Consider the following 18,255-nt stretch of genomic DNA (forward strand, 5'->3'; position numbering starts at 1 on the left):
TTTTTTTCAGTCAATTCATTGATTGATAGAGGTAAAAAGAACTAGGAAAATCAATTTTTTCCATTATAATGAAAAAGGATACAATGATAAGGAGTGAAACCCAAATGAAACAGGTCATCGTCAGTGCTCTCCTCGTGAGTGCATTTGGTACATATACATGGGGTACGACAGAAGCTGCGACAACGGCGAAAAAAGTGCCGGCCATCGAAGCAAAAACGAAAAAAGGCTACATCAAAGGAACGTTCGATACGAGCGGGAAAGCTTTGTTCTATTTTGATACGAAGACGTATCTATCAGGTGGAACACACTTGAAGTTCGCCTTTGACGCTTCCAAAAAAGCGACCGTTTATACGTCGCAGACGGAATACAAACAAAAAGATTCATATTCGCGGTATGCGAATAGTAAAAAGACGCTCTTCTTCCCACTGACGTGGAATGGGCGACAATACATCGAAGTGACGGGAACGAAGAATAAAGCTTTTACGATTCCCTATAAACTCGAACGCCTTGAACCAATTCGGGAATACGCGACAAAATCAACGACAACCGGACAGGCAACGAGTCTTGTCGTCCGACTGAATGGAGCGACGAAAGCGAGTACGTTGTCACAGACGTCACGGGCTACTGATCATGAAACGATTGACAGTACGTTACGTATTGAAAAGTTCTCCTACAACAGCTTCATCCAAGCGATGGCAGCCAAACGCCAACTTGAAAAAACGAAGGGCGTCCGGTACGTCGAACTCGATCAACCGATGAAGTTACTCAGTATCGATCCGTTCCAGTCCGTCCAGTGGGCGCTGAAAAATACGGGACAACGCGGAGGCGTTAAAGGAGCGGACATCGGTTATCAAGCGATGGTCAAGCGGATTGCCAACAAGTCACGTTCCACCGTTCGTGTGGCGGTCGTCGATACGGGCATCAATCCGACGTATGCGGATTTCGCCGGACGCGTCCGGATGGATCTCGGCTACGATTTTGTCCATAAACGTCAACTTGCTTATGACGATCACGGGCACGGGACACATGTCGCCGGGGTCATCGCCGCAACATCAAACAATGGGTATGGGATGACGGGGATCAACGACCGAGCAAGCATCATTCCGATTAAAGTCATCTCGCGCAATAACTATGCGTCGAACTCGAATATCGCCAAAGGTATTCTGTTCGCTGTGAAACAAAAAGCAAAAGTCATCAACTTGAGTCTTGGTGGTGGCGGCGTTTCCTTAGCGATTGAAGATGCCTTAGCGGAAGCACGCAAGAAAGGGATCTTCGTCGCAGCAGCAACCGGCAATGAAGGGGCATCGAAACTGTCCTATCCGGCACGCTCGAAATATGCGTTCTCGGTCGGGGCGACGAACCGATTCGATAAACGAGCGTCGTTCTCGAACTATGGTGAAGGACTGGATCTCGTCGCACCGGGGCAAGATATCGCGAGTTATTTGCAAGACGGCGAATCGATCTTCTGGAGTGGCACGTCGATGGCGACACCGCATGTCGCTGGCGTCGCGAGTGTCCTCTATAGCTTGAAGCCAAGTATCAAAGTGACGGACGTCGAATCGATTCTTCGGAAGTCAGCGAAGGACCTCGGCAAAAAAGGTCGTGACACGACGTACGGATACGGTCGCTTGAATGCCGATCGCGCCGTTCAGCTCGTGAAATAAGGAAAGTAGGTTAAACGATGAAACGTATCCTATGTGTCTTCCTCATCGGTGTCCTCTGTTTCAGTGGGACACTCGAAGGACCAGGCAGCGTCAAAGGAAGCACTGCAGATCAAACAAGAGTACAAACCACTCAAGTTCGGTATGACGCTGACGGAAGTCGCGAAGACGATATACGGAAAAGAGTACCGGAAATACATCAAGAAACAAAATGGTAGAGTCATCTTTACGAAAAAACCGGGAACGACCGATAACGAACAAGGGTATCGGTCCCTCGGATACGTACTGGATCGCCCCTCCAAAAACCTTCCAACGACAACGCTTCTTGAATTTAGTACGAAACAGCACCAGAAGACATATTATCTGACACAAAAAGCGCTGTACTACCAAGCCGATACGGAGAATGGATTGTATGAAAATAGCCGGACACTCATGAAGCCGGCGTCATTACGCCACGGAATGACGGAGAAACAACTCGACCAACTGGTGTCCGGCAAAAAGCTCGGACAGGTGTCGATGTATTTTAGTTGGAACGTTTCTTCCGTCATCAAAGAAAGTCCGATGAAAACGGGACGCTACAAAATCTATCAATTCCACCGGTCGCATTCGAAAAAGATGCAGGTCGTCACCTTGTCCTATAACACGCAGAAAAAGCGATATGAGGTGGATACAGAAATCGGGATTTCATTGAAATACGAAAAATGAATAAGGATGATTCATGGAGTCATCGAGGAGAGTAGGAAACAGGTATGAAACGCATCATGATAGGGTCACTCTGTTTAGTACTGTTGCTTGGTCTGTTTGTTCCAGGAACAGTATCCGCAGCAGCAAAAGCAGAAACGCTTGCGACGTCACAGTACAAAGGCTTGAAAAATGGAATGACGATGCAACAAGTCGCGCAAGTCCTGTATGGCAAGTCGTATCAGAAACACCTGAAGAAAAGAAACGGATCGACTGTTCTTAAACTTCCAATCAACTTCGAAGGAGACGAAGAAGGACATAAGCAACTAATCCATGTCCTCTCCGATTCGGCAACAACCCATCTCCCGACTGAACTGGTCTTACAATTCATGACGAAAGAGAAGAGTGCGAAGTATCGCTTGGTGACGAAAGGCTTGTTCATCGAACGAAAGACGAAGACGGGGTATCGCGAAAGTACACGATCGCTCGTCAAAGGTGCCGCGCTTCAGAACGGGATGACGGAAAAAGAGCTGGATGCGAAATTGATGGGGAAGGGTCTTGGCAACTGGACGATGCTCGGTCATATGGATACAGCGTCTGCTTATACGCTAGACGAACAAAAACGTGGGTTTGCTGAAGTGTCTCGGATCAAAGAATATGTCTTTAAATCGACGACAAACAAGTGGAAACATGTCGAACTGACGTATAACGAACAAAAAAGAACCTATCAGGTCAGTAATATTCGGACGATTAAGAAAAAAAACTAAAGTACGTGCAACAGAAAGTGAGTGAAATGGATGCAGAAGTGGATCAAGTCGAGTTTCGTCTGTCTGATGGTCATCGTATTACTTAGCAGTGGAACGGTCTCGGCGGCAACGAAAAACGAACAACAATTTACCGATTCTTTGAAAAATTATTCGTTCGGGATGACGGTGACGGAGTTTGCTAAGCAGATGTACGGCAAGTCGTATCAAAAATACTTAACGAAGAAAAATGGATCGGCTGTTCTCAAACACGATGTAAAGAAAGTCATTTCAGAAGAATCTGTCGATAGCCTCCAGTATTTCTTCTATGATCAAACGAAACAAGAGCCAATGCATGTCATGCAAATCATGTTCATGAAAAAGCCAAAGGACAAGCTCTACCGTCTCGTGTTCAAAGGCGTGGATATGAAACGAGATCACCCGATGACTGTGAGGCAAAGCACGAAACAGCTCATGACAGGAAAACGGATTCGATTCGACATGACTACGAAACAAGTAGATGCTGTCCTGACAGGAAAAGGACTCGGCGACTGGATGACGTGGGCTGTGATGGATTATAGCTCGGTCTTTACGAAACGAGAGCTGAAAAACATTGGATTCGGAAATGCAAAAGTGAAAATTTATATCTTCCAGACGAATAACAAGAAGAAGCAGAAACGCGTCATGATGCATGACACGGGTAAAGGTTATGTCGTCACGGATGTCATGACGGTTTCCGGTGCGGATGAAGATGGTGGATTCTGATGCATAAGTGGAACGTCAAACGATGGCTTCTCATGGTACTGATCGCAATAGTTTGCCTCAATCCAGTAACGGCGGGTGCTGCAACGAAAGCTGAGACGATCGCGACAAAACAATATCGTGCTTTAAAACCGGGGATGACAGTGGAGCAAGTCGCCAAAATCCTCTATGGCAAGGCGTACAAAAAGCAGTTGAAGATGAAAAACGGTTCACAAGTCTTACGATTGAACACAGAAATTGAGATGGAGGAATGGGATCGGAACGTCCTTCTCTATGATCTTGTGAATCGAAAAGTGGAATTCCCGTCAGCGATCGGTGTCCTGATGTTCATGACGGAGACGGGCGGAACGAAGTATCGGCTGACGATGAAACAAATGGAGTTCAAACGTGACACGGCAGCCGGATTCCGGACGAGTGATCGCAAACTGATCAAAGGTGCGAAAATCAAAAACGGAATGACGGAACAACAAGTCGATCGAGTATTGACAGGGAAAGGGCTCGGGACATTCGGAACACTCGGTCACGTCGATACGACATCCGTCCTTCGAAAAAAAGAAGTCAAAGCAGGAAAAGCAACGGTCATTCATACGAAATCATACGTTTTTTCGACTGCAACAAACAAATGGCAATACATCTTTTTCATTTATGACACGAAAAAGAAAGCGTATCGTGTCGAAGATCATAGTCAGTATTAAAAAGGAGATTAGATTATGAACACGACATTCATGAAAATCACAGTGGCGACAATCATCGCGGGATCAACACTCTTTAGTGGAACGGCATCGGCAGCGACGAAAGTCGAGACGACAGCGACAAATCAATACACAGCACTCAAAGCGGGTATGACGATGGAGCAAGTCGCAAAAGTCTTATACGGCAAAGACTACAAAAAACAATTAACGACGAAAAGCGGTTCACAAGTATTGAAGACGAAAGAAGAGTTTAAGGACGTTGAAGATAAGCGTAAAGAAATTTATTACGAAATCTATGATCGGAAGGCAAAGATTCCTCCGACTTTGATGTCGCTCAGTTTCATGACGAAAAAGAACGATTCCGTGTATCGTCTTATTTCGAAACAAGTCGAAATGGGACGGAATACATATTCCGAATACCGAGAGAGTACACGGAAGTTAAACGCGGGCGCTAAAATCAAGACGGGAATGACGGAGAAACAACTCGATGGTGTGCTCTCGGGGTCTGGTCTTGGGGAATGGGCTGGATTGCTTGAGGAAGATGCACGAAGCGTCTTCAGTGCGAAAGAAATCAAAGACTATGAGATTGAAGCGTTTAAAGGAAAATTGTATGTCTTCCAAAAATCGACTAAATCACGTGTTTACGTTGAGATGAGTTATGACACGAAAAAGAAAGCCTACGTTATTGAAAATCACGAGACATTCTAAAAAGGAGATAGGAACATGAAAATGACATTTACGAAAGTTGCAGTAGCAACAGTACTCGCAGGAACGACTTTATTCGGAGGAGCGGCATCGGCTGCGACGAAAGACGAAACGAAAGTAACCGATCGTTACACCGCATTAAAAGCGGGGATGACAATCGAGCAAGCAGCAAAAGTCATCTATGGGAAAGATTATAAGAAACAACTGACGAAAAAAAGTGGTTCGACGGTACTAAAGAAAAAGGCGGAATTCACGACCGTATCACAAGGTCAAAAAACAACGGCATACACGTTCTCTGATGAAAAGAACTTTACGAACATATCTGTGTTTCAGTTCATGACGAAAAAAAATAGTTCAGTCTATCGTTTGACAGGAAAATCACTAGATCTGTTTCGTGTTGATAGTTACTCAGGTGCTCGTGAAAGTAAGATGAAACTGCTCAAAGGAAAGAAAATCAAGACGGGTATGACGGAGAAACAATTGGATGCAGTATTATCTGGTTCAGGTCTTGGCGAGTGGACAGGAGTAGACTCGATTGACTGGACATCGATTCAAACGAAACAAGAACTAGACTATGGACTCGGAATCAAGGCACTCTCTAAAACATACGTATTCCCGACTTCGACAACACAACGTAAACTTGTCATTATGAACTATGACTATGAGAAAAAAACATATACGGTAGAAAGTCAAACATCACTCTAATGAACGAAAGAGCTTATCTGAACGATAGGCTCTTTTTTTCATCTTTTCCCGTTTTTGACAAATCGCTCTCAAATTTCGTTATACTCGGACTGTAAGTTTTTTCATGGATGACCGATACTAATGAGAAGCAAAACACAGAAGGGAATGGACGCAGTTGGAACGAGTTAAAAAAAGACGTAAGGTGAAAAAACGCTGGACGCCACTGAAAATCATGCTATTGATTGCGCTTGTCCTCGTCGTCGGTGTCGGTGGATTCATCGGCTATACATATTATCAAGTCGACCAAACGGTCAAAAAAATTCAATCACCCGTCAAGAATACGGGAGACAAAGTCGTCGAAGAGCAAAAGCCGGTGTCGGTTCTGTTACTTGGTGTCGACCAACGTCCAGGCGAGCGCGGGCGTAGTGACTCAATCATGGTCATGACATTGAACCCGACACGAAATGAAAGTCGATTGATCAGTATTCCCCGGGACACGAAGGTTGATATCGTCGGAAAAGGAACAAATGATAAAATCAACCATGCCTATTCATTCGGTGGACCGGAGATGGCAATCAAGACAGTCGAAAAGTTTCTTAATATCCCAATCAATTACTATGCAGAAATCAACATGGAAGGGTTCACGTCCCTAGTTGATGCAGTCGGTGGGGTGACGGTCAATAACGACATCGACTTTACGGTCAGTGGGACACATTTCCCGGTCGGTAAAGTCAACTTAGATGGAAAATCAGCATTGAAATTCACACGCATGCGTTATGAAGATCCACGTGGAGACTTTGGTCGACAAATGCGTCAACGGGAAGTCATCGCCCAAGTCGCAAACAAATTATCATCCGATGTATCAGTCAGTAATTTTAATGCAATCATGGATGTCGTCGGGAAGAACGCACAAACGAACGTTTCATTTAAACCGATGCGTACTTTAGCATTTGATTACATGGATGCCTTCCGTAACCAGAAGAACTTGAAACTCGAAGGAACGGGTGGAAAAGAAGGCGACGGAATTTATTACTGGCACCCGACAGAAGATTCATTAAAAGAGACACAAACGGCATTACGCTATTCACTCGATATGGAATGAACAAAAGCACCGAATCTCACGGATTCGGTGCTTTTCGTTTAGAACGATTGTTCCGCTAGACGAATCCGACTGATCGTTCCGTCTTTTGCAAAACGTTGGAGACGATACGAGTTACTCGTGACGAGTCCTGTCGATTCCGTTTCTAGTTGAAGTGGGGCGAGTGAGGCTAATTGCTCATTCGTAATAGTCGTCTCCGTCCAGTCAATGGCGATGACCTTGTTGTCCTTCAAGACAAAGAAGTGATTTCCGTAAAACAGGTAGTCATGCAATTCATCATTGAAAGTCCGATCGGCTGGTCCATAAAGACTATTCAGTTCTTCACTACTTTTGCCGATAAGGTCAATGAGGGTGCCGGTCACAAAACTTGTATCGAGATTATCGTTCGCCCACGTCAAGAGTGTCTCGTCAGCAAGTGGTTCACCTTCAAGCCGTTTTGTCGTATCGGACGTTTTAATATAACCCGTTAAATCATCCGACAATTCAATTTCAGTCACACCGTCATTTTTCTTGACGATGCGATATCCGTCACCGAAATCGGCTTCATAAAGTAATGTCGTCATCGACTCTTCCCGGTAGATGTTGCTCGAACGTATTTTGATGTATAGGACATCATCAACAGCGGCAGTCTCTTCTGGTGCTGTTGGTTTCTTTTCCTTCGTTTTTTCAACTGTGACCGGTTTTTCGACAGTAGCCTTTGGTGTCGTATCTGCAGATCCTACGAAGTATGTCGAGTAGACGTAAGTTCCACCGGCTCCAAGTAAGAAACAAAGAATCAACAGCGCAATCCAGCCCCAAGGTAACGGTCGTTTTGCTCCAGCATGCTTGATTTCTTTCTCTTTTTTACGTCGTTTTGGTTCCGGTTCACGTTGACTCCGTGAAAGAGTTGGAAGTGGTTCTTCTGCCTCGTCCGGGAGTGGACCATCTTCGTCCAAGATTGGACGAGCGACTAATGTACCGTAAAAGTCAGCTAATGTCGCATGATGTTTTCCGGCGAGAAATGCATTCCATTCGTCGACCGTGACGGTATCTTCGTCATAAGGAATCAGTGGCGGTTGACCGGTAATTCGGATCATCGTATCCGTCAAGGATTCCGTCGAAGCAAGACTCGAACGAACCCGTTCATGAAGTCGTGCGATATCCTCCTTCGAGTGAGATGTATAGAATTGTAGCGCTTGTAACGAGCGATGCATAAAGAAATTCCTCCTATGTCGAGATACGGAAATGAATGTAAAAAGTAACAATTCATCTTTTATTATACGCAATGTTTTTCAATAAACGTATGTCATTTCCTAAAAAAACATCAACCATTTCCCAAATATTTGTTATACTGAGTCCTAGTTGATGTAGGAAAGTCACTGAATTAGACAAATAAAGGAGAATAATTAGACCATGAATGAAACGATTAGCTTGCAGGAATTATTTTCGATTTTACGTAAATCGTTCTGGCGCATCTTGGCGTTGACGATCGTCGCCGCCCTCATCTCATTTGCCGTCAGTAGCTTTTTGATTAAACCGACGTATCAAGCAGGGACGCAAATTCTCGTCACGCCGAAGAAACAAGACAATGAAGTCATTGATGCACAGTCTGTCCAGTCGTCTGTCACATTGGTTAATACATATCGGGTCATCATCAAGAGCCCGGCGATTTTAGAACAGGTTCAAAAGGAAGTTCCGAACGCACCAACGAATATGAATGCTTTGAACAACATGGTCACGGTCGAAAGTGAGCAAAACTCTCAGGTCATTAACGTTTCGGTCCAAAGTACCGATGCAGCATTAGCATCCAACTTGGCGAACTCGATTGCTGAAGTCTTTAGTTCAGACGTTCAAGAATTAATGAGTGTTGATAACGTTACGGTCTTGTCGACATCAGGTATCCCAACGTCACCTGTCAGTCCGAACATCATTTTGAACACAGCGATCGCAGCAGTCGTTGGATTCTTACTCGGTGTCGGTCTTGCTTTCTTACGTGAAGTACTCGATCGTCGCATCCGGACAGAAGATCAGGTCCAACAAATTCTTGATCTCCCGGTACTCGGTAGTATCCCGGATATCGACAGTAAAGTATTCAAGTCATCGTCAAAAGCAGCAAAACGAGAGGCGGTCAAACAATATGGCTAAGAAGAGCAAAATGAACAAAGATGCACGGAAACTGATTACGGTCACGCAACCGAAGTCACCTGTTGCTGAGCAGTATCGAACGATCCGGACGAACATTGAATTCATGGCTGTCGATCGTGAGGTTCAAGCAATTCTTGTCACCTCCGCAACACAAGGTGAAGGAAAATCAACGACGTCATCAAACTTGGCCGTCGCTTACGCGCAACAAGGGAAAAAAGTATTGATTATCGATACGGATATGCGTCGCCCAACGGTTCATTATACGTTCCGTGTTGCGAATGGTCTTGGACTTTCGAGTCTTTTAACTCGCCAAGCGGAAAAAGAAAAGGCAATCTTACCAACGAAAGTCGATAACCTATCAATTTTGACAGCCGGTCCGATTCCGCCGAATCCAGCGGAGCTCTTGTCGTCACGTGCGATGGAGCATCTAACGGAACAACTACGTGAAGAATTCGACATCATCATCTTTGACGCACCGCCATTACTACAAGTCGCCGATAGTCGGATTACTTCGAAACTAACGGATGGTGTTGTCCTTGTCGTCGGTTGTACGACATCTGATCGTCAACGAGTGTTAAAAGCGAAAGAACAGCTTGAACTGGCCGAAGCGAAAATTCTCGGTGTCGTCTTGAACCGTCGTGAACTGACGGATGATTCAGCATACCAATACTACTATTCCTATGAGTGAGGGACATCTATATGGTTGATATCCACTGTCATATCTTGCCGCTCGTCGATGACGGTCCGGCCAGTGTCGAACATGCCTTGCAGTTAGCTGAACAAGCCGTCACAGAGGGGGTGTCGCGGATCATCGCGACTCCACACCTCTATCATCCACAATTCGAAACAGAAGATGTCGATGTCCAGTTGACGGTCGATGAGTTCAATGTCTTGTTGAAACAACGTGATATTCCGTTAACCGTCTATCCAGGTCATGAGATCCGGTTGATCGGTGAGTTGATGGAAGCGTTAGAAGCAGGACAAGCGCTGACGCTGAACGATTCACGCTATATTTTGATCGAGTTTCCATCAAGCGGAATTCCATCGTATGCGCGCCAAGTCTTTGCAGAATTAATTTCCGATGGTTATATCCCGGTCGTTGCCCATCCAGAAAAGAATAAAGCAATCATTCAAAATCCATCGTTACTTTTTGAATTGATTTCAAACGGTGCGATCAGTCAGGTGACGTGTGCCAGTTTGATCGGGAAGTACGGAAAGGATGTTCAGCGATTTGCGATTGCCTTGCTTGAGAATGGGCTAGCCCATCTTGTGGCAAGTGATGCGCATCACCTCGAGAAACGTCCATTCTACTGGAAGCAATGCGAACGGATGCTTGAGAAAACATTCGAAGATTGGTTGATCGATGAGATTTATGAAAACAATGAAGCCGTTCTCTTGAACCAACTCGTGACAATCAATCCCCCGAGTCCTGTCGAGAAGAATTGGAAAGGACAGTGGGTGTAACATTTTTTGTCAAGGTAAGGGAAAGAGAGTGAATTGGCACTCTCTTTTTTCTATGTTAACGCTTACATTATTAAATTATGGAAAACTTTATGGAAAATGACATGTTTCCTGTGTTATTGTATTTTACATAAAGAATGGGATTGATAATATAAATTTCCAATTAGAATTTGGAATGAGGAGTGAACTAGATGATGCGAGTTAAAAAAGCAGTCATTCCAGCAGCAGGGCTCGGAACACGTTTTTTACCGGCGACAAAAGCGATGCCAAAGGAAATGTTACCGATCGTTGATAAACCAACGATTCAATACATCATTGAAGAGGCGATCGAATCAGGAATCGAAGACATCTTGATTATTACTGGTAAAGGGAAACGCGCGATCGAAGATCACTTTGATTCCGTACCGGAGCTAGAAGCGAACCTGATTTCGAAAAATAAATCAGAATTACTTTACTTAGTCGAAGAGACAACGAAGATTAACATTCATTTCATTCGTCAATCAAAACCAAAAGGTCTTGGGGATGCGATTCTTCAAGCGAAAGCATTCGTTGGTAATGAACCATTCGTCGTCATGCTTGGTGATGATATCGTTCAGGCTGAAGTGCCTTGTACGCGACAGTTAATCGAACAATATGAAATCACGAATAGTTCGATCATTGGTGTGCAACCTGTTCCAGAAAAAGATACACATCGTTACGGAATCGTTGATCCAAGTACGAGCATCTCAGAGCAATTACATAAGGTAAAATCTTTCGTCGAAAAGCCAGCACCAGGAACAGCCCCATCGAACTTAGCGATTTTAGGGCGTTATCTACTCACGCCAGAAATCTTTAAATATCTTGAAACACAACAAGTCGGATCCGGTGGCGAAATTCAATTGACGGACGCGATTACACGACTCAATGAAATGCAGCGGGTCTTTGCCTACGAATTTGATGGTAAACGGTATGATGTTGGTGAAAAATTAGGATTCATTCGAACAACACTCGAATTTGCCTTGAACCGTGAAGATTTAGGGGAAGACGTAGCAGCGATGATGGAAGAGTTGTTACAGGCACACAAATCACAATCGCTTGTCTGAAAATCAGTATGTAAAATATTAGTTGAAAGGAGTGAATGTTCGTGAAGAAGTATTATTATTACCGGACGATTTTACTGGCATGTATGGATGCCTGTGCATTGATGGTAGCGATGAGCTTTACATATTTTTTCTTGTATCCAAAGGAATTATTTTTATTGATCGACAGTCGTGATGTAGTTCAATCAGCGACGGTATTTGCCCTACTCTTCATCACTGTTGCATTTCTCATGAAACTGTACCGTGTTAACTGGAAATATGCGAGTGTACAGGAGGCAATGACATTATCATTGTCCCTGGGACTCAGCTCAATCGGCTTAATAGTGTATCAAGTTCTATTCTTTGGACAAGTCTTAGAACGCATCACGCTATTAAGTTTTTGTATTTCTTTACTGCTACTTGGAGCAATCCGAGTAGGCTTACGTCTCCTTGGGATCGGTCAACATTGGCGGAAGTATGCCTTACCTCGTCGTATGATCAAGTCGCGAAAGCGGACGTTGGTCATCGGGGCAGGACGTGCAGGACGGGCATTGGTTCGTCAACTCTATGCATCACCATTCCATGAATTAAAGCCGGTTGCTTTTGTCGATGATGATCCAAAAAACATGCATTTCGTGATTCAAGGAATCGAAGTTGCAGGAACGACGGAGGACTTAAAAGCAGTCATCGAGCGACATAAAATTGAAGCCATCGTCTTAGCGATTCCATCGTTGTCACAGCAACGGCGGATCGAACTGATCACCGAGGCAAAGACACTGTGTAAGAACGTTCAAACCTTACCGATGATTGAAGAACTTGTGACGGGGAAAGTCTCGGTCAACGCGATTCGCGATGTATCGATTGAAGACTTACTCGGACGCGAACCGGTTGAACTGAACATCTCGGGGATTCGAAGTGAGATTGAAGGACGGACGGTCCTTGTTACAGGAGCCGGTGGATCGATTGGATCAGAAATTTGTCGCCAAATCATTCAATTCAATCCGACGACGTTAGTATTACTCGGTCATGGTGAGAACAGCATCTATTTGATTGAACGGGAACTGCGGAGTTTACAGACAGCAATCAATCTAGTGCCAATCATTGCCGATGTGCAAGACCAGATGCGTTTAGATGAAGTGTTTGCACAACATCAACCGGATGTCGTCTTCCATGCAGCGGCTCATAAACATGTGCCTTTAATGGAAGCAAATCCGTATGAGTCAGTTAAAAATAATGTCTATGGAACGAAGAATGTCGCAGAAGTAGCTGATCGTCATCAGGTTGAACGGTTTGTCATGATCTCAACAGATAAAGCAGTCAATCCGACAAACGTGATGGGTTCGACGAAACGAATTGCCGAGATGATCATTCAGGATTTAGGAAAACGGAGTCAGACGAAGTTTGCCGTTGTTCGTTTCGGTAACGTCCTTGGGAGTCGGGGATCAGTCATCCCACTCTTTAAGTCGCAAATTGAAGCCGGTGGACCTGTTACGGTGACTCATCCAGAAATGACACGATTCTTCATGACGATTCCAGAAGCGAGTCGATTGGTCATTCAAGCCGGTATTCTAGCTGACGGTGGAGAGGTATTCGTCCTTGATATGGGCGAACCAGTCAAAATCGTTGATCTTGCGAAAAATATGATTGAGTTAAGTGGTTTTACGGAAGACGAGATGCCAATTGTCTTCTCAGGAATCAGACCTGGAGAAAAGATGTATGAAGAATTACTAAAAGATGGAGAAGTCGATCCAGAAGCGATTTATCCGAAAATTTTCGTCGGTCGAACGAAACAAGCTGAACCAATCGAAGAAATACTACGGATGGTAGAAAATCATCAACTAAATCCATTGCAGTTACGCAATACGTTACTGGATATCGCCAATGACGTTGCGATGAAACAACAAAAATTAGTATGAACATAAGGAGCTAAAGCAAATGAGTTATATGAAAGTGAAACGGTTGTTAGGATTCATCCTAGCACTTGTGGCATGTATCGTATTGATACCAGTGTTTTTATGCATCATGGGAGCGATAAAGATTGAATCAAGAGGACCTGTCTTCTTCAAACAAAAACGAGTTGGGTTGAAGAAAAGTCATTTCAACATTTTGAAGTTCCGGACCATGTATATTGAAACACCACAAGATACACCGACTCATTTGCTTGCTGATCCGGATGTTTATATTACGCGTGTCGGGAAGTTCTTACGAAAAACAAGTTTAGATGAACTACCACAACTGTTTAACATCTTAAAGGGTGAGATGAGCTTTGTCGGACCGCGTCCTGCGTTATGGAATCAATATGATTTGATTGATGAGCGCGATAAATACAAAGCGAACGATACATTACCGGGTTTAACAGGATGGGCGCAAATCAATGGTCGTGATGAATTACCGATTGAAGTAAAAGCAAAACTTGACGGTGAATATGTTCAACGTATGGGGATTTTAATGGACTCACGTTGCTTCATTGCTACAGTCTTTAGTGTATTGAAAAGTGATGGAGTAGTTGAAGGTGGAACGGGTACCGTTTCTAAAAAAGAAGTTGCCAGTACAAAGGAGTGAAAAAATGAAAAGAGTGCTAGTAACAGGAACTAACGGATATATTGGAAATAGTTTTAAAGAATATTTATCGAAAAATAAAATTGATATCGAATTAGAATTTATTTCTGTAAGAAACGAAAATTGGAAAAAAGTGGATTTCAGTAAATATGATTCATTACTTCACTTAGCTGGTATAGCACATGTATCTAAAAATAAAAAGTATGAACAAAAATATTATGAGGTTAATACAAATTTATCTGAGGCTATTGCAATTAAAGCTAAAAATCAAGGTGTGAAGCAGTTTATTTTGATGAGTAGCATTATTGTTTATGGACGCCAAAAAAGAATAACTTTAGAAAGTAAACCTAAACCAGTTGATTTTTATGGGAATAGCAAATGGGAAGCAGAAAAATTGATTACTTCATTAGAAACAAAAGATTTTAAAGTAGCTATTATTAGACCACCAATGGTGTATGGAAAAAAATCTAAAGGAAATTTCGATAAATTAAAAAAACTGAGTAAATTGACATTTATTTTCCCTGATATAGCAAATAAAAAAAGTATTATTTTCATAGATCACCTTTGTAATTTTTTAGAAGTCATAGTTTCTAAACAAGTTAGAGGAATATTTTTACCACAAAATAAAGAGATTATTTCTACAAGTGAATTGGTTAAAATTATTAGTACTCGAAAAAACAAAAAAATTTACTTTGTGAAATTAAACAAAAATGTTGTCAAAATAATAAATAATTATTTTCCCTTTTTCAACAAAATATTTGGTGATTTATATTATGATAAAGATTTATCAATTTATCCATTTAGTTATAATAAATACTCTACTAAAGAGACTATCGATCTAATCGAAAACCCAGGAGAAAAAAATTGAAGATAACTATCATAAATTGTTTTGAAACATATGAAGAACGAGTTGATCTTTTGATCGAATATTTTTTAAGTAAAGGTCATGAAGTGAAAGTAATTCAATCGAATTTTGAACATATGAAAAAGAGATATCGTTCAGAAGAAAAAAAATATTATACTTTTATTCATACGCCAAAATACAAAAAGAATTTTTCAATATCAAGAATGCTTTCTCATTACATTTTTGCCAAAAAAGCTACTCAAAAAGTTAAAGAAATGAATCCCGATTTAGTATATTCACTTATTCCACCAAATTTTTTAAGTGCTTTTTTAATAAAGTATAAAAAAGAAAATAAAAATACGAAGCTGATTTTCGATTTAATAGATTTATGGCCTGAAACATTTCCAGTACAAAAAATCAAACAATTATTTCCTTTCAATTACTGGAAATCATTGAGAAAAAATGGTTTAGCTGGTTCTGATCTAGTTATAAGTGAATGTAACTTATATAGAGAAATAATTGAGAATGAGTTAGAAGGTATAAAGTGCGAAACAGTATATTTAGCTAAGGATAAATCAAATTCAAATATAGTTACTAAAGTGAATTTAAACGACGATTTGATAAGCTTTTGTTATTTAGGATCTATTAATAATATCATTGATATTGAGAAAATTAGTACTATACTTTATAAAGTTAATCTCAATAAAAAAGTAAAATTGCACATAATTGGTGACGGTGAAAAAAAAGAAAGCCTGATTAAAGAACTTCAGTCTAAAAATATCGAAGTAGTATATCATGGTAAAATTTACGATGAACAAAAAAAACAGTTGATTTTTGATCAATGTCATTTTGGAATTAATATTATGAAAGATCAAGTGTGTGTAGGATTAACCATGAAATCTATAGATTACTTTAGAGCGGGTTTACCGATAATTAATTCTATAAAAAGTGATACTAAAAAAATGCTTGAAGATTACAATTCTGGTATAAATATAGGTTTTGATAAAAATAAAATACATGATTATGAAATCAATAAAATCATTTCATATAGTAATGATAAGAACCTTTTACTAAGAAAAAATACTATGAAGATGTATGAAGAACGGTTTACTAAAGAATGTTTTATGAAAAATATTGATATCGCACTAAATGATTTGTTAATAGAAGTAAACGAGGTGATCTAGTATGGATAATTTAGTTAGTGTGGTTATTCCAACATATAAAAGATACGGTGAAATTTTAGAAAATGCTATAAAGAGTGTACTTGAACAGTCATATAACTTGATTGAAATAATTGTTGTCGACGATAATATCGATTACTCATATACAAAAAGTATCAAAGAGATGTTGAAAAAATATCCATCTATTAAATATATTTCTTACGAAGGTAATAAAGGTGCTTGCTTTGCTAGAAACGAAGGAATAATTCATTCAAACGGTAAATTTTGCGCGTTTTTAGACGATGATGATGAGTGGTATACAGAAAAAATAACTAAGCAAATGGAGAAATTCGTTAATGATTCTATAGCATTGGTTTATTGTGGAATTAATTATTATTATCAAAAGGACGATCTAAATAAAGAAATATATGCTGAAAAAAAAATAAATCCTGTAAAAGAATTGCTTCATAAAAATTATATTGGCTCTACATCCTGTGGAATTGTCAGAAAGTCATCAGCATTAAAAGTAGGACTTTTTGATGTTAACTTAAAATCTGGTCAAGATCTTGATTTTTGGATTAGATTAGCTTTGGAATATGAAATTGAATGTGTAAAAGAATGCTTAATAAAATACACATTATATGAGAATGATTCAATAACTTCAAATGTTAAAAATCGTTTGGAAAGTAATATTTATTTATATAAAAAATACAGAAAAATAATAGAAAAAGATTCTATATTATCTTCGACTTTTATTTTGAAAATATTTAAATCTTATTGGATTAATAATAAAAAAACTAAAGCTTTTGTTTTTTTTGCAAAAAGTTATTTAAATAAAGAAATTACTGTCGTTAGTTCAGTAAAAATTATTAAAAGAATTAAAACAAATAAAAGGAGAACTATTAACTATGCAAATTAAAAATGCTAAATTTGCAATGTTTTTAAATAATTTAGACTATGGGGGCGCTCAGAAAATACAAACTTTTTTAGCAAATGAATCAGTAAATGAGTTTAAAGAGGTTTATATAATAGTAGAAAGAACAACCCCGATTAGATTCGAAATAGATGAAAGAATTAAAGTTATTTTTCTTCCGGAAATAAATTTTAAAAAGAACAACTTATTTAATAAATTAGTAAAAAAAATCAATTCTATTGTGCAATTAAGAAAAGTTTATAAACATTTAAAGTTGGACTTAGTGTGTGTTTTTAATTTTGATGCTGCATATATTTCTGTTTTATCTAAAATAGGTCTTAAGCTCAAAATGATAGGATCTGAAAGAAGAGCACCGATGTTATTGTCACTACATAAAAAAATTTTAAGTAAGATTTTTTTTGGGAAATGCGATTATATGGTTTTTCAATTAAAAGAAGCACAACAATTTTATGGCAAAGAAATAATAAGAAAATCAGAAGTTATTCCAAATCCTAATTTGAATAAATCTAGTATTTTAAATTATAACGTAAACGAATGTTCAAATCTTGTAACTGTAGCTGCTGCAAGATTTGAACACGAAAAAGGAATTGATCTTGCAATCAAATCAATGGTAAAGGTCGTAGAAAAGTATAAAGATATTAAAATGGATATATATGGTAAGGGTCATTTATTAGATCATTACAATGAACTAATTGATAGCTTAAATTTAAAAGAGAATATAGAGTTTAAAGGAACTACAGATAATGTATCAAAAGTAGCAGCTAAAGGCTTCGTATTTTTATTACCATCTAGAAGTGAAGGCATTCCAAACACTTTATTGGAAGTAATGTCAAATGGCATTCCATCTATTTCTTGTGATTGTCCTCCTGGTGGACCAAGATATTTGACGAAAAATGGAGAAAGAGCAGTTTTAGTTGGAACTGAGGACTATAACGCTATTGCTAGAAATATAATTCTTCTATTTGAAAATAAAGAATTAAGGAAGAAAATTAGTGATAAAAGTAAAGAAGTAATAATCGATTTAGATAAAAATATAATATTTAGTAAATGGAAAATTGCATTCGAAAAAGCTTTGGAATAAGGAGAAA

19 protein-coding genes are annotated in these 18,255 nt (G+C 40.1%); 18 read left to right on the plus strand and 1 reads right to left on the minus strand.

Annotation, left to right across the window (positions count from 1 at the left end; translation table 11 throughout):
- Positions 1 to 104 precede the first annotated feature (104 nt).
- The 8 genes from AYO36_RS01030 to AYO36_RS01065 all read left to right on the plus strand — a co-directional run bounded on the left by AYO36_RS01030 (position 105) and on the right by AYO36_RS01065 (position 7,030).
- Positions 105 to 1,664 carry a S8 family peptidase gene (locus tag AYO36_RS01030; RefSeq protein ID WP_064299265.1) on the plus strand — a complete coding sequence of 520 codons (1,560 nt, stop codon included), beginning with the start codon at positions 105 to 107 and terminating at the stop codon, positions 1,662 to 1,664.
- 63 nt (positions 1,665 to 1,727) lie between these two features.
- Complete coding sequence (locus AYO36_RS01035) at positions 1,728 to 2,366, plus strand: hypothetical protein (protein ID WP_064299266.1); 639 nt, start codon at positions 1,728 to 1,730, stop codon at positions 2,364 to 2,366.
- Positions 2,367 to 2,410: 44 nt separating this feature from the next.
- Positions 2,411 to 3,109: a hypothetical protein gene (locus AYO36_RS01040; RefSeq protein WP_082874141.1), complete on the plus strand. Its 699-nt coding sequence runs from the start codon at positions 2,411 to 2,413 to the stop codon at positions 3,107 to 3,109.
- Positions 3,110 to 3,139: 30 nt separating this feature from the next.
- Entirely contained in the window at positions 3,140 to 3,850 is a 711-nt protein-coding gene (locus tag AYO36_RS01045; protein ID WP_064299267.1) for a hypothetical protein, read from the plus strand.
- The gene (locus AYO36_RS01050) at positions 3,850 to 4,542 is read left to right on the plus strand and encodes a hypothetical protein (RefSeq protein WP_082874142.1); all 693 of its coding nucleotides are present in this window, start codon (positions 3,850 to 3,852) and stop codon (positions 4,540 to 4,542) included. Before AYO36_RS01045 ends, AYO36_RS01050 begins: the two co-directional genes overlap by 1 nt.
- A gap of 15 nt (positions 4,543 to 4,557) precedes the next feature.
- The gene (locus tag AYO36_RS01055; protein ID WP_064299268.1) at positions 4,558 to 5,247 is read left to right on the plus strand and encodes a hypothetical protein; all 690 of its coding nucleotides are present in this window, start codon (positions 4,558 to 4,560) and stop codon (positions 5,245 to 5,247) included.
- Between the two features lie 15 nt (positions 5,248 to 5,262).
- Entirely contained in the window at positions 5,263 to 5,949 is a 687-nt protein-coding gene (locus AYO36_RS01060; protein ID WP_058704102.1) for a hypothetical protein, read from the plus strand.
- 154 nt (positions 5,950 to 6,103) lie between these two features.
- The gene (locus AYO36_RS01065) at positions 6,104 to 7,030 is read left to right on the plus strand and encodes an LCP family glycopolymer transferase (protein ID WP_029342698.1); all 927 of its coding nucleotides are present in this window, start codon (positions 6,104 to 6,106) and stop codon (positions 7,028 to 7,030) included.
- A 38-nt stretch (positions 7,031 to 7,068) separates the two neighbouring features.
- On the opposite strand, the gene AYO36_RS01070 is transcribed toward AYO36_RS01065, so the two are convergent.
- Positions 7,069 to 8,220, minus strand: a complete 1,152-nt coding sequence (locus AYO36_RS01070; protein WP_064299269.1) for a hypothetical protein — start codon at positions 8,218 to 8,220, stop codon at positions 7,069 to 7,071.
- A 199-nt stretch (positions 8,221 to 8,419) separates the two neighbouring features.
- Between AYO36_RS01070 and AYO36_RS01075 the strand changes: the two genes are divergently transcribed.
- The 10 genes from AYO36_RS01075 to AYO36_RS01120 all read left to right on the plus strand — a co-directional run bounded on the left by AYO36_RS01075 (position 8,420) and on the right by AYO36_RS01120 (position 18,248).
- Positions 8,420 to 9,151 carry a YveK family protein gene (locus AYO36_RS01075; protein WP_050678205.1) on the plus strand — a complete coding sequence of 244 codons (732 nt, stop codon included), beginning with the start codon at positions 8,420 to 8,422 and terminating at the stop codon, positions 9,149 to 9,151.
- The gene (locus AYO36_RS01080; protein WP_064299270.1) at positions 9,144 to 9,839 is read left to right on the plus strand and encodes a CpsD/CapB family tyrosine-protein kinase; all 696 of its coding nucleotides are present in this window, start codon (positions 9,144 to 9,146) and stop codon (positions 9,837 to 9,839) included. The genes AYO36_RS01075 and AYO36_RS01080 overlap by 8 nt, the downstream gene beginning before the upstream one ends.
- A gap of 11 nt (positions 9,840 to 9,850) precedes the next feature.
- Positions 9,851 to 10,615, plus strand: coding sequence for a tyrosine-protein phosphatase (locus tag AYO36_RS01085; protein WP_064299271.1), 765 nt, complete (start codon positions 9,851 to 9,853; stop codon positions 10,613 to 10,615).
- Positions 10,616 to 10,806: 191 nt separating this feature from the next.
- On the plus strand, positions 10,807 to 11,694 hold the full coding sequence (gene galU, locus AYO36_RS01090; protein WP_064299902.1) for a UTP--glucose-1-phosphate uridylyltransferase GalU: 888 nt from the start codon (positions 10,807 to 10,809) through the stop codon (positions 11,692 to 11,694).
- Positions 11,695 to 11,729: 35 nt separating this feature from the next.
- Complete coding sequence (locus tag AYO36_RS01095; protein ID WP_064299272.1) at positions 11,730 to 13,586, plus strand: polysaccharide biosynthesis protein; 1,857 nt, start codon at positions 11,730 to 11,732, stop codon at positions 13,584 to 13,586.
- Positions 13,587 to 13,605: 19 nt separating this feature from the next.
- The gene (locus tag AYO36_RS01100) at positions 13,606 to 14,232 is read left to right on the plus strand and encodes a sugar transferase (protein ID WP_064299273.1); all 627 of its coding nucleotides are present in this window, start codon (positions 13,606 to 13,608) and stop codon (positions 14,230 to 14,232) included.
- Positions 14,183 to 15,097, plus strand: a complete 915-nt coding sequence (locus tag AYO36_RS01105) for an NAD-dependent epimerase/dehydratase family protein (protein WP_156501815.1) — start codon at positions 14,183 to 14,185, stop codon at positions 15,095 to 15,097. The genes AYO36_RS01100 and AYO36_RS01105 overlap by 50 nt, the downstream gene beginning before the upstream one ends.
- A complete protein-coding gene (locus tag AYO36_RS01110) occupies positions 15,094 to 16,257 on the plus strand; it encodes a glycosyltransferase family protein (RefSeq protein WP_064299275.1) in 1,164 nt (387 codons plus the stop codon). The genes AYO36_RS01105 and AYO36_RS01110 overlap by 4 nt, the downstream gene beginning before the upstream one ends.
- A gap of 1 nt (position 16,258) precedes the next feature.
- Complete coding sequence (locus AYO36_RS01115) at positions 16,259 to 17,152, plus strand: glycosyltransferase family 2 protein (RefSeq protein ID WP_064299276.1); 894 nt, start codon at positions 16,259 to 16,261, stop codon at positions 17,150 to 17,152.
- The gene (locus AYO36_RS01120; protein ID WP_064299277.1) at positions 17,142 to 18,248 is read left to right on the plus strand and encodes a glycosyltransferase; all 1,107 of its coding nucleotides are present in this window, start codon (positions 17,142 to 17,144) and stop codon (positions 18,246 to 18,248) included. Before AYO36_RS01115 ends, AYO36_RS01120 begins: the two co-directional genes overlap by 11 nt.
- The last annotated feature ends 7 nt before the right edge of the window (positions 18,249 to 18,255 follow it).

The organism is Exiguobacterium sp. KKBO11 (genome assembly GCF_001644945.1).
Classification (GTDB): domain Bacteria; phylum Bacillota; class Bacilli; order Exiguobacteriales; family Exiguobacteriaceae; genus Exiguobacterium_A; species Exiguobacterium_A abrahamii.